Origin of the sequence: Reichenbachiella sp. (assembly GCF_033344935.1) — a bacterium.
In the GTDB taxonomy this organism is placed as follows: domain Bacteria; phylum Bacteroidota; class Bacteroidia; order Cytophagales; family Cyclobacteriaceae; genus Reichenbachiella.
Window position 1 is genome coordinate 1,845,465 of sequence record NZ_JAWPMM010000001.1, and the last position, 11,613, is coordinate 1,857,077.

Here is an 11,613-nt window from a genome sequence, read left to right on the forward strand (position 1 = left end):
TAGTTTAAAAAACTATGAGAACCTACCACATACTCAACGGCGACGCGCTCAAGGAACAATTTCCTAACACCATTGAAGGAGATATCCTAGTAGCTCGAGAGTGTTTGGTAGATGGAGAGGTGAAAAGCAATAGCCTTGAAGAACTATTCCAAGTAAGGGCTGAGTTTCTATTTGAGGCTTATGATATTCCCACAGAAGAGTATAAAGTTCAAACTATTGATGAGTTTGAAAAAATCAAGAACATTCCTAGCCACACTAAGATTTATCTTTGGTTTGAGGATGACTTGTTTTGCCAGGTCAATTTTTGGTTTGTTTGCTATCTTCTGAATCAATTTACAGAGAACTGTAAAACCTACTTGATCAGGCCTGAAGTTCACTCTCCCTATGGCTTTGCTGCCCTAAATCAGCATGAGTTAGAGCAAATCTTCGAAAAGCGAAAACGAATTGATAACCTGGATAAGCTGGCTTCACTTTGGTCATCTTACAAAAAAGGAGATTTAGATCAATTGGTTAATATAGGTGAGGGTTTAAGGACTGAGTTTCCATTTATTTCCGATGCTATTCAGGCTCATTTGGATCGCGTGCCTACCCATGACAACCCTGGCAGACCAACGCTTGCTTTACGAGAAATCATGAAAGAGCTAGACACAGTTGAATTTGCACCAGTTTTCAAAGAATTTAATCAACGAGAAAGTATCTATGGCTTTGGAGATTTGCAGGTCAAGCGACTTTTTGACGAGATTTTGGCAGCAAATTAAATGAAGGTGCCAGATGATCTATTTTGAATTTCTACCGTATTTCGTCATTTCAACATGTAGCATTGAAATCTAATTGTATGAGAATAGTCATACAGCTAATGAGGATAAGAATTCTCACCTCGTTGCATTACGTCTGAACTGACAGGTTGTAATAACTCTGTCAGTTAAACAGGTTATCTTTTACGGTTTTCTTCAACGACACGCTTTTGAAACTACTTCAAAATACATTATCCTTGAGTAGCAGCCTTTTTTGAAAAACTTGATTTAGCGTTTTTTGATATCAAATCTTTTTTAACCGCACCGTACAATGAAGAATTTAATACTGATGGCTTTCCTTATGTTGGGATTTGACATGATTTGTGTCTCTCAAAACCCACTTCCATTATTAAAGGATTATACTTATGATACTGATAACAACCAAATAGACTTCAAACAAGAGTTAAAGAACCAACTAGCCAATTCCTTTTGTTTAAATGCTTTTGTCAGGTATTCTAAAAATCCGTTTTACAATCAAACATTCAGTCCAGCCAAGATTATGTTGTTTAAGGCTAATTATGAATATGTAATTCAAATAAAAGTGTCTGATTTGATCGATTCAAAATTTTCTGTTTCGCTTTTTAAGGATCAAAAAATCACTAAAACTAAAGCATATGTCATCTCTAATGATGAAGGTGGTCTAAGAGAAAAAGCAATGAAAAAGAAGTTTTACAATACTGTAGAATCTGATTCATCAGTGGTTTTTGATTTTAGTAAAGCTGAATATCCTTCAAACCAAATAGTTAGAATGTATTGTAAAACTGAATCATCTGATTTGGAAAATTTGAGATTTTTCAGACCACATAATACGAAAGGGTTTGTTGGTTATGTATCAGTTAACATACCTGAAATATTTAGATATAATTTGAATAATGACTTTTTGGAAGAATTGGAGTCTGAGGAGGGTAGCATGATTTTAAAGCAGTTTTCATATGATGTTTCAAGGCTAGCAGTGAGTTTAAGTGTGCCAACAACAACGTATAAATGGAATGCTGATCCTTCTTTTTCCAGTATAAAGTTTGATTTATTGTCTATAAACTTACCTGAAGCGATTGGTACCAGTGTTGAAGAAATTTTAAATCAAAATGCAGTGAATTTAAGGTTTAACTAATGACATATCGAAGTGCAAATCCACCTTAGACTATAAAGGAAACTTATATAAGGTAGCTGCGAAATGTAACAGCAGGTATTTCTGCGATAATTACCTGTATATCTTAATTTCCATCTTAAGGTGAAAGGTACTTCTACTTGGCCCATGAAGCGTTGTGCCTTGTCATTGATAGCGATTTCGACGTTAAGATTGTACTAAAAACAAAATCTAAAATTGCACGTCTATTAAGGGCATTGATATAATCGGAAAGATGGATTTTGAAAAAATATTAAGTACTGTAGGTGAATTATACTCTCCTTTATCTGTAGCGTGTCAAAGGGAGTTTGTAGCCCACGCACGAGTGGCTACCTTCAAAAAAGGCGATGTTGTTGTTCGTGAAGGGCAGTTTTCTAAAAAGGCATCTTTGATTGTAGAAGGTTGTGCACGCGCTTACTATTTAAAAGATGGAAAGGACATTTCCGACTGGTTTACATTCGAGAATCAGTTTATGGCACCGATTGTGAGTTTTTTTAGTGATCAGCCGAGCCCTCACAATATTGAGTATGTAGAAGATTCAATAGTTCTTGAGTTTTCAAAGGAAACGATGGACATGCTTTCTACTAAATACCATAATTTTGAACGATTTATTAGCAAAGTGGTAACAGAAACTATGCTTGGCCTTTGCGAAAGATTGTATACCATTCAATTCAATAGAGCAGAAGAAAGATATAGGCACCTTATCAATATTCATCCTGATATCGCCTATAGAATACCACTCACTCACATTGCATCTTATTTGGGGATAACCTTAGAAACGCTGAGTAGAATAAGAAACCCGAAAGTCCGAATTTGATTTATATCAAATGATTCTTCTTCCATTCACGAGACATTTGTGAAAAAAATGGAAGAAAAATGCAAAACATTTCAATCTGGGGTAGTTGGTGGATGCCGATCCGAAAATGGTTTTACCCCATCTGGTTGCTCTACGAAATCTCCTATCGATTTTATGAATATTCTTGGACAGTACATACCTATTTATCCAACGCGCAAGATCAAATAACTTGTTATTTGGGAGGACTTGGTGCTCAAATTTTGACCATCTCCTGCAGTATGGTGACATTCTCTATTTGCACTGCTTTTTTATCCGTGCCGGCTTGTTTTGTGCTATACAAATTCTTTAGTACCCAAAACCTCACCGGAACTGAATTAGAACTGAAAATGAAAATCTGGTTTTAGCCGCTTTTTTGCACTACTTCAAATCAATTTATCAAAAGAATCAAATGAAAAAAATACTGATCATCAACGGACATCCTGATAAGGAAAGCTTCAATTTCGCACTTTCTGATGCTTATAAGGAGGGAGCACAATATTCAAATGCGGAAGTAAAAGAAATTAATATTCGAGAGCTAGATTTCAACCCCAATCTTCAATATGGATATAGAAAAAGAACTGAATTAGAGCCGGATCTGCTGGACGCCCAGCAGAAAATTAAATGGGCCGACCATATCGTTTGGGTGTACCCCGTTTGGTGGGGTTCGCTGCCGGCCATTGCCAAGGGCTTTGTAGATAGGGTTTTTCTTCCTGGCTTTGCCTTTGAGCATAAAGAAAACTCAGTTTGGTGGGACGAATTGTTGACAGGTAAATCGGCCCGAATCATCTGCACTTTAGATCAACCCGGTTGGTACTACAAGTTGATATATGGTAGCCCCAGTCACAAAGCCATGAAAAAATTAACTATGCATTTTGTCGGCGTTAAAAAGGTACGAATAACTGCTATTGGTCCGATTAGAGAGTCCAAGGAAAGTTACAGGGCCAAATGGTTGAAAAAAGTAGAAAAACTGGGTCGAGCCAATAGGTGAAATTATTTGATTCAGAACGTATTTTTCTGCTGAAAGCAAAAAACCTACCACCCTTTGTCGTTAGCGGCGACTGAGTGGTAGGCTTATCAATTTGAGTAAATGACCTATAGTTTCTTGCGACTGAGACGGAGAACCAACTACTCGTCTTTCAGTACATCTACAGGGTTTAGCCTAGCGGCGTTGATCACCCTGTAACTTACCGTGAGGAAAGTAAAAAGCATTACAACTAAACCGGCTATTAGAAAAACTACTACTGATATAGTTTCTTTATAGGTGAAAAGACTCGACCATTCGCTAGCGAAGAGATAAGCAAATGGTGCTGCTACACCAAAGGCTATCAAAACCTGCTTGCCATACGATTTGAAGAGCAGTGTTACCAGCTGTATGCCGGTAGAACCCAATACTTTTCTCACCCCAATTTCTTTTTTGCGTCTATCGATCATATATGAAGTAATTCCGAACAATCCGAATCCTGCAATGATCAGCATGATGACTGCACCGATACCAAATAGTTGACCTATTCGCTGATCGTTGACATAGAAGTTATTGATTTGGTTATCCAGGAAGTGCCACTCCATGGCAGTGCTATTATCAAACTTGTCATGCACTTCAGTCAAACCCGCTAAGGTTTCATTAAAGTTTGAAGTATTTAGTTTCAATGAAAAATAGTCTATGGCTGTCACTGGATTGGCCCAGTATCCTAGCGCAATAGGTGCAATGTCGTTGTGCAAAGATTGGTAGTGAAAGTCTTTCACTACACCTATGATTTGCATGGGACCAGAATTTCTCGCGGATAGATAGATCGATTGACCTACTGGGTTCTCCAAGTTCATCGCTTTTACAGCGGCCTCATTCAAAATGATTTTCGTGGAGTCGGTCACCTTGTTTCCAGTGAAATTTGTACCTTCTAATAGCTCAAATCCATAAGTGTCCAGCATTTGCTCATCGAAGCACATAAAGTAGGTGTTCACAGAGTCTTGTGCCGATTGTCTTGATTTGAAGTCCACCCGACGAATGCCTTTCCACTCTCCAGGAACTCGAGAGGAGGTAGCTACTTTCTGAACGCCTGGCACTTGAGCCAATTCCGCTTTCATGGCTTCGAAGTTCTTTCTCACATTGCGGTTGTTGATGTCTATCACTAGCATGTTCTCTTGATCAAAACCCAATTCTTTGTTTTTGATAAATTGCATTTGTTGATATATAACCAGCGCTCCAACTAACATCACGATACTGATAGCAAACTGAACGACAACCAATGAACTTCTAACGTTCATTGAGTTTGACTTTACCTCGCCCTTTAGACTTGCTACTGGTTGTAGCTTTGATAAAACTAGTGCAGGATAAAATCCAGAAGCTGTACCTAAAAGCAAGGTGATACAGAAAATAATCAAGGAGATGTTAAGGATGTTTTCTTTGTTGAGTTCAAAGTGTTTTCCTGCTATTTCATTGAAGTAGGGCAAAAGAATTTCGATCAGCAAAACGGAAAATAGGAAAGAGAAAAAAGCCAAAACAATCGATTCGATTAAAAACTGCGAGATCAACTGACTTTTACTCGCTCCACTCACTTTTCGCAATCCAATTTCTTTGGCTCGCTGCGTAGACTTAGCTGTGGAAAGGTTTATATAGTTGATGCAGACAACGATCATGATAAAAACCGCTATACCCATAAATAATTTGATATAGAAAATATTACCATAGGCATCCGTAATTCCATATTGGATGTCTTTCGAGTTAAGATAAATATCACCCAAGTTTTGAAGTGACAGCTGTCTTATTTCAGGAGTGTTTCTTTTGTCATAGGTAGTGATCAAAGAAGGAAACTTAGCTGCTACGGACTGAGCATCTACATTTGATTCTAGCATAACATATGAAAATGCACCATAGTTGTCCCATGAGTTCAAATATTCACTGAATCGATCCTGATCCGCCGAATTCATCGAGAATAAAACGGTGAATTGTAAATGTGAATTTTCTGGAACTTCTTTGAGTACGCCCGTTACTTTCACATCGTTCATGCTGGTCCATTTCATTGTTTTGCCTATCGGGTTTTCGTTTCCGAAAAACTGTCTGGCTGCTGATTCTGTAAGCACTATGGAGTTGTAGTCTTTAAGTGCGGAGCCTTTATCCCCGGCCACAAATTCAAAATCAAAAAAATCAAAGAAGTTGGATTCAGCAATCATATAGCTTCTTACCTGAATTTTATCTCCATTCCATAGAATATCTCTGTGTCCACCCGGTTGAAATACTCTCGTGAAATCGGAAACTCCAGGAACATCACTTTTCATTGCAGCAGGTACTGCAGGCGAGGTTTGACCATAATGCTGGACGTCTGACGGGTCAGAATGATCTGACTCAATCACACGATAGATTTTATCATGTTGACTATGGAATTGGTCGTAGGTCAATTCATCTTCCACATAAAATAAAATCAAAGAGGCACACGTAATCCCAACAGATAGACCAAGGATATTGATCAATGCATAGGTTTTGTTTTTAATAAGCGTGCGAAGCGCAATTTTGAAGTAGTTTTTCAGCATGTCTTGGTTTTTTTACCTCTATGCCAAAATACGTGCCGACAACGTTAACTTATAGATTATCAGTAAGATAGAGTTTTGTTAAATGCCAGGATATGTTCGTATCCGTGCAATAGGTGTGCGAAATAGTGGATTTGGCGAACAGTTGTCATTGATCGTGCTCATTCTGTCGTTTGTAGGGACCGGATTCTAATCAAAATCGTTTTTCGTTAGCTTTTTGTAAAAAAGAACCGAAAGATGATATCAAAACTCAAAATTACGATGCTAGGTCTTTGCTTGTGTGGAATGAGCGCCTGTAGTCGATTGTCGGACGAACAACAACTAGAATGGGCCAGAGGCCAAGAGGTGTATCTCGCGAATTGTCTGAGCTGCCATGGAGCGGACGGCAAAGGGCTAGGAGGTACCTATCCTTCACTTACACGAGCATCCATCACTCCTGACTTTACAGCTAGAGCCAAGTATTTGATTGAAAAGGGATCTCCTGGAGAAGGAGGTATGCTTCCCATTCCCATTTCTAAAAAGGAAATGATCGAAGTTGTCAATTACATTCAAAACGCTTGGGGCAACGAGGCGGACTTTGAAACCTTATCACCACAACTATCAAAAAATTAATATGCCTACTTATCAACTCAACATTAACGGAAAACCGACAAGCATAGAAGCCGAAGCAGACATGCCATTGTTGTGGGTCATTAGGGACCTTTTGAAACTGTATGGAACCAAATATGGCTGTGGTATTGCGCAATGCGGCGCTTGCACGGTCGATATAGATGGTACACCTGTTCGCTCCTGTGTGGTACCCATCGAACGAGTCCAAGGCAAGTCGGTCATTACAATAGAAGGACTTTCTGAAAACGGCAATCACCCTGTTCAAGAGGCATGGAAAGATATAGATGTGCCACAGTGCGGCTATTGTCAGACGGGCCAAATCATGTCAGCGGCTGCTCTACTTGAGCGAATTCCTCAGCCCACAGAAGACCAGATTCACAGAGCCATGAAAGGTAATGTTTGCCGATGTGGTACTTATCCAAGAATTATGAAAGCCATTCTATCAGCAGCTAAACCACAGGAATCATGAAAACGAGCAGAAGAGAATTTTTGAAAGTAAGCTCCTTGGCTGGGGGTGGATTTATGCTGGCTGTGTCAGTGCCTGGGGTGGCGAAGTTGATTCAGGCTGGTAACCAAACAGATTTGCCCGAACTGAATCATTTTTTGAGCATTGACTTAGATGGGAATGTGATTTTTCAGCTGACGGCTCATGAAATGGGGCAAGGTTCAGGTACAGGATTGCCTATGATTTTGGCAGAAGAGCTAGGGGCTGATTGGTCCAAGGTAAGAGTAAATCGAGCGGGCTATGACAAGAAATTTATCGGAGTCATTAGAGAAACCACCGGCGGCAGTGGAACTATTCAGGATCAATGGGATTTGATGAGGCGTATGGGTGCAACCGCCCGTGAGATGCTAAAGTCGGCCGCGGCCAATCAGTGGAAGGTATCAGTTGATCAACTCAAGGTTGAAGAGGGGTGGGTGATGGAAACGGGTACCACTAGAAGACTGAGTTTTGGTGAATTAGCCGAAGCAGCCTCCAAACTTAAGGCGCCTGAAGAGGTGGAATTTAAGAAACCTGCAGATTTTAAGATTGTAGGTCAATCGGTTCGAAACCTGATTACCGATCATGTGGTTACTGGAAAAGGTAACTACGGAATCAATGTGGATTTGCCAGATATGGTCTATGCTTCTATAGAGAAATGCCCTGTCTATAAAGGAAAACTTAAGTCCTTCGATGACACAGAAGCTTTGAAGGTGAACGGTGTGATGCAGGTATTTGCCTTACCGGCACTAGAACCTGCAGAAGATATGAATCATATTCAGGAAGGGGTAGTGGTGATAGCCAACTCTACCTGGGCGGCATTCAAAGGACGAAAGGCACTGAAGATTGATTGGGACTTGGGAGATAATTCGAATAATAGCAATAAGAAAATAGAAGATGATTTTAATAAAGCTGGGGAGCAGTTTGAGGAACCGGTTTATACCCAAGGAGATTATCAAAAGGTGAAAAATGAAGAGGGAACAAGAGAGATAGAAGCCACCTACATTAACCCTCATCAGGCTCATGCCTTGATGGAACCGATGAATGCTACGGCTCATTATGATGGGGATAGATGTCAAATTTGGGTGGGTACACAAAATGCGAGCAGTGTAGTACTGAATGTAGCCAAGGCTGTGGATATTCCTGATGATAAAATTGAGGTACATACTCAAAATTCAGGTGGTTCTTTTGGACGAAGGTATTATCCCGACACATCAATAGAAGCCGCTTACATTTCTAAGCAGATTAAAAAACCAGTTAAACTGACTTGGACTCGAGAAGATGGTATTCAGCACGATTATTTTCATCCTTATCAAGAATCCAGATTTAGCGCTTTACTGAAAGAAGATCAATTGGTTGGCATGCAGGTCAAGCTAATTAAAACCGTGGATTATGGTTCGGGGGATCATTTATGGGAGAATCCATATCCTGTGGACAACATGGATACTTATCTCAATGCAGTGGACGGACTGGTACATCAAGGAGCCTGGAGAAGTGTGCAGGTTCATTCGAGTTCTATGGGCAAAGAGTGTTTTATAGATGAGGTGGCAATAGCACTTGAAAAGGATCCAGTGGCATTAAGAAATGAACTTCTAACCAAGGAGATCGAAACGGTTAAGTTTAATAGACCCACTCGTCCGGGACAACAACCATTTGATGAAATTGTAAAGGAGTTTCGAATTCAAATCAGAGATAAATATCTCAGTGTGCTCAACTATGTAGAAAAAGAAGGGCTTTGGGAAAAGGCGAAGACTGAAGGTGGAGGCAGAGGCTTTGCCATGGAAGACTTTTTTGCCAACACAGTTTGCGCCCATATAGTGGAAGTGGAAAAGGATAATTCTGACTGGGGAATTCGAATCAAGAAGATCACGAGTGTTTTAGATTGTGGAATAGTAGTTAATCCACATTTTGGTCGAGGACAAGTGGAGGGAAGTATTATTTGGGCTTTATCAGCTATGAAATATGGAGGAATTGACATCAAAAATGGCGTGGTGCAGCAAAGCAATTTCCACAACAATAAGCTACTTCGGATAGATGAAGTGCCAGAGATAGAGGTGCATTTTGTACCAAGTGAGGAGCCTCCAACAGGCTTAGGAGAACCCGCTACGCCGCCGTTGGCGCCGGCCGTGCTCAATGCTATTTATGATGCTACTGGTCGACGTATCCGCAAGCTGCCTGTGACTCGGGAAGATATAATATCATAGTTAGTTTAGTGACTTATGTATAGCGATGGCATGAAAGTGCTATCGCTAATTACTTTCTACTTTAAGGGGAATTGATAGCGTAAATGCCGTACCATGATCGACTTTGCTTTCTACTACAATGTCACCTTTCATGATCTTGCAATTTTCTTTAACAATGTACAAACCGAGTCCGGAAGAGTGCTCATTAGCAGTGGGTTTTGCTGAAAGTCGTTGAAATCTTTTGAAGAGCTTCTTTTGGTCCTCCTTGCTGATTCCTGGTCCTTGATCTTTCACTCTGTAGTGCAAATGATCATTTTCCTGAAACACACTTAATTCCACCGTTGAATCTGCATTGGAAAATTTGATCGCATTGGATACCAAATTGTTCAGCGATCTGCAAAGCAGCTTCATGTCAGACTCAACTGGTATTGATTCTTCAATACTCAAAAGTACCAGATTGATTTTTTTCTGCTGAGAAGCGTTGATAAACTGACTAATTATGATTTCTGCAATTTCAATGCCGTTAAGAACAGTAGGTTGAAACTTAGTTAACCCTTGTTCCAGTTGATTGACCTCTTGTAAATCTGTGATGAGTCCAAAAGCCCGGTTGAGCGAATCCTTCATCATATCAGAAATCACATGTTGATCAGTCATGGATTCAGAAATATCTAATAGTCCACTCAAGTTATTCAAAGGTGCTTTTAGGTCGTGGATCAGGATAGAACTCAGCTTTTCACGCTCGTAGAGCAGTTCTTGCAATTGTTTGTTCTTCTGGCTCAACTTTTTTTCGTATTCTAACCTTGTGATATGTTGGCCTAACCATTGACCTAGGTACAGCACAAAATCTCTATCGAATTGGTTAAAATGATTTTTCCTTGGTGATGGCGAAGAAAAATTGAGTGTACCATATTTTTTACCGTTTACCACAATGGGCACGCCGATATAAGCTTCGAGTTGGGTGTTTTGGTAGCAAGGATGGCTGCAATGTTCGGATGCTCCTACGTGATTGAGGTCAACAATATTATTGCTTGCGAATGTGAGGCTACAGTAGGTATCATCTAGACTGAAGGATTGACCTTTTTCAATCATATTTTCACCTGTACTAAATACTTCTTGTACTTCGTACATGCTATTGTCAATATGACTGATAATACCAATGTCCATTTCAACTAACTCAGTTGCTCTTTTGAGTACTTTGTCGAAGTGATAAGATTGATCAGCTGAAAGCTCTGTAAACAAATCAAAGATTTGCTGCATCCTCACCATGGCCCTTTTCTCAGAAAAATGATCTATAGTCATAGCTGTTAGTATATTGGTTCTTAACTAAAAGGGGGATAATTGAGGGGGAATGGAAGAAGCAAAATAACAGCTATAATCAGCAATGACTATCGTTTTCGACGAATGGGGTGTTCTACTCGTTTATTTATATTTCAGGTATTAAAAATCGAGCAATACTAAAATTATATATTGAAATAATTATATATTTTATTTGATCGGTTGCCGGGATATAATGTGATTTTTATTGAAATTTTATGCCAATGAAACCTCGTCTCCAATCCTTATATCTCCCTCTGAGACCACTCTGGCGGTAATGCCTCCGTGCCCTCTCATTGCACTATAGCCACCCGGGCCCAGGTTTTCTTCCATTCGATTGCAAGGCGCACAAATTCCGGAGGTTTCTAAAACAACTCCTCCAATCTTAAACTTCTGAGATTTGAGAGATAGTAAATTAATGCCAGACACCACAATATTTCTTCTAGTGAGTCCAGGATCTATAGCGTCTTTACCAAGCATGGCCGCTACTGCTTCTAGATGCTCTTTTTGAATCAAGGTCACTTGTCTTTTTCCAGAAAGACTTCCTTTGAAATGATCGCCTTCCAATCCTGTCTTTTTCTTCGCAGTTACGTGATCCACTGCTGTGGGAATAGCCTTTCGTTCTTTGCGGATACCTATCCATTCTACTTTTCCAACTTGGGGAATGGACCGGAGCAGTTGTTTCATTACTGGTTCGTCGTAGGACATAGACTTTCTGTTTTCAACAAATATATAGCGGAATAAAAAAA

The 11,613-nt window shown here is 39.8% G+C and carries 11 protein-coding genes; 8 read left to right on the forward strand and 3 right to left on the reverse strand.

Annotated features, from left to right (window positions below; translation table 11 throughout):
• The first annotated feature begins 14 nt into the window (after positions 1-14).
• The 5 genes from R8N23_RS08010 to R8N23_RS08030 all read left to right on the forward strand — a co-directional run bounded on the left by R8N23_RS08010 (position 15) and on the right by R8N23_RS08030 (position 3,743).
• A complete protein-coding gene (locus tag R8N23_RS08010; protein ID WP_318171063.1) occupies positions 15-758 on the forward strand; it encodes a DUF1835 domain-containing protein in 744 nt (247 codons plus the stop codon).
• Between the two features lie 307 nt (positions 759-1,065).
• Positions 1,066-1,905 carry a hypothetical protein gene (locus R8N23_RS08015; RefSeq protein WP_318171064.1) on the forward strand — a complete coding sequence of 280 codons (840 nt, stop codon included), beginning with the start codon at positions 1,066-1,068 and terminating at the stop codon, positions 1,903-1,905.
• Between the two features lie 250 nt (positions 1,906-2,155).
• Positions 2,156-2,737, forward strand: coding sequence for a Crp/Fnr family transcriptional regulator (locus tag R8N23_RS08020; RefSeq protein ID WP_318171065.1), 582 nt, complete (start codon positions 2,156-2,158; stop codon positions 2,735-2,737).
• Positions 2,738-2,796: 59 nt separating this feature from the next.
• The gene (locus tag R8N23_RS08025; protein ID WP_318171066.1) at positions 2,797-3,120 is read left to right on the forward strand and encodes a hypothetical protein; all 324 of its coding nucleotides are present in this window, start codon (positions 2,797-2,799) and stop codon (positions 3,118-3,120) included.
• A 44-nt stretch (positions 3,121-3,164) separates the two neighbouring features.
• Positions 3,165-3,743 carry an NAD(P)H-dependent oxidoreductase gene (locus R8N23_RS08030; protein ID WP_318171067.1) on the forward strand — a complete coding sequence of 193 codons (579 nt, stop codon included), beginning with the start codon at positions 3,165-3,167 and terminating at the stop codon, positions 3,741-3,743.
• Between the two features lie 137 nt (positions 3,744-3,880).
• On the opposite strand, the gene R8N23_RS08035 is transcribed toward R8N23_RS08030, so the two are convergent.
• Complete coding sequence (locus R8N23_RS08035) at positions 3,881-6,280, reverse strand: ABC transporter permease (protein ID WP_318171068.1); 2,400 nt, start codon at positions 6,278-6,280, stop codon at positions 3,881-3,883.
• Positions 6,281-6,514: 234 nt separating this feature from the next.
• Between R8N23_RS08035 and R8N23_RS08040 the strand changes: the two genes are divergently transcribed.
• The 3 genes from R8N23_RS08040 to R8N23_RS08050 are packed head-to-tail and all read left to right on the forward strand — an operon-like array spanning position 6,515 to position 9,571.
• On the forward strand, positions 6,515-6,889 hold the full coding sequence (locus R8N23_RS08040) for a cytochrome c (RefSeq protein WP_318171069.1): 375 nt from the start codon (positions 6,515-6,517) through the stop codon (positions 6,887-6,889).
• Between the two features lies 1 nt (position 6,890).
• Positions 6,891-7,355, forward strand: coding sequence for a (2Fe-2S)-binding protein (locus tag R8N23_RS08045; protein WP_318171070.1), 465 nt, complete (start codon positions 6,891-6,893; stop codon positions 7,353-7,355).
• Positions 7,352-9,571, forward strand: coding sequence for a xanthine dehydrogenase family protein molybdopterin-binding subunit (locus R8N23_RS08050; protein ID WP_318171071.1), 2,220 nt, complete (start codon positions 7,352-7,354; stop codon positions 9,569-9,571). Before R8N23_RS08045 ends, R8N23_RS08050 begins: the two co-directional genes overlap by 4 nt.
• 45 nt (positions 9,572-9,616) lie before the next feature.
• Here R8N23_RS08050 and R8N23_RS08055 read toward each other — a convergent pair whose 3' ends face one another.
• Both R8N23_RS08055 and R8N23_RS08060 read right to left on the reverse strand, forming a co-directional pair.
• A complete protein-coding gene (locus R8N23_RS08055; protein ID WP_318171072.1) occupies positions 9,617-10,849 on the reverse strand; it encodes a GAF domain-containing sensor histidine kinase in 1,233 nt (410 codons plus the stop codon).
• A 231-nt stretch (positions 10,850-11,080) separates the two neighbouring features.
• Positions 11,081-11,572, reverse strand: coding sequence for an MOSC domain-containing protein (locus R8N23_RS08060; protein WP_318171073.1), 492 nt, complete (start codon positions 11,570-11,572; stop codon positions 11,081-11,083).
• Positions 11,573-11,613 lie beyond the last annotated feature (41 nt).

Bases quoted from the DNA above. Each gene is read 5' to 3' on its own strand.
- R8N23_RS08010 (WP_318171063.1), top strand. From the start codon at position 15: ATGAGAACCTACCACATACTCAACGGCGACGCGCTCAAGGAACAATTT.
- R8N23_RS08015 (WP_318171064.1), top strand. From the start codon at position 1,066: ATGAAGAATTTAATACTGATGGCTTTCCTTATGTTGGGATTTGACATG.
- R8N23_RS08020 (WP_318171065.1), top strand. From the start codon at position 2,156: ATGGATTTTGAAAAAATATTAAGTACTGTAGGTGAATTATACTCTCCT.
- R8N23_RS08025 (WP_318171066.1), top strand. From the start codon at position 2,797: ATGCAAAACATTTCAATCTGGGGTAGTTGGTGGATGCCGATCCGAAAA.
- R8N23_RS08030 (WP_318171067.1), top strand. From the start codon at position 3,165: ATGAAAAAAATACTGATCATCAACGGACATCCTGATAAGGAAAGCTTC.
- R8N23_RS08035 (WP_318171068.1), bottom strand. From the start codon at position 6,280: ATGCTGAAAAACTACTTCAAAATTGCGCTTCGCACGCTTATTAAAAAC.
- R8N23_RS08040 (WP_318171069.1), top strand. From the start codon at position 6,515: ATGATATCAAAACTCAAAATTACGATGCTAGGTCTTTGCTTGTGTGGA.
- R8N23_RS08045 (WP_318171070.1), top strand. From the start codon at position 6,891: ATGCCTACTTATCAACTCAACATTAACGGAAAACCGACAAGCATAGAA.
- R8N23_RS08050 (WP_318171071.1), top strand. From the start codon at position 7,352: ATGAAAACGAGCAGAAGAGAATTTTTGAAAGTAAGCTCCTTGGCTGGG.
- R8N23_RS08055 (WP_318171072.1), bottom strand. From the start codon at position 10,849: ATGACTATAGATCATTTTTCTGAGAAAAGGGCCATGGTGAGGATGCAG.
- R8N23_RS08060 (WP_318171073.1), bottom strand. From the start codon at position 11,572: ATGTCCTACGACGAACCAGTAATGAAACAACTGCTCCGGTCCATTCCC.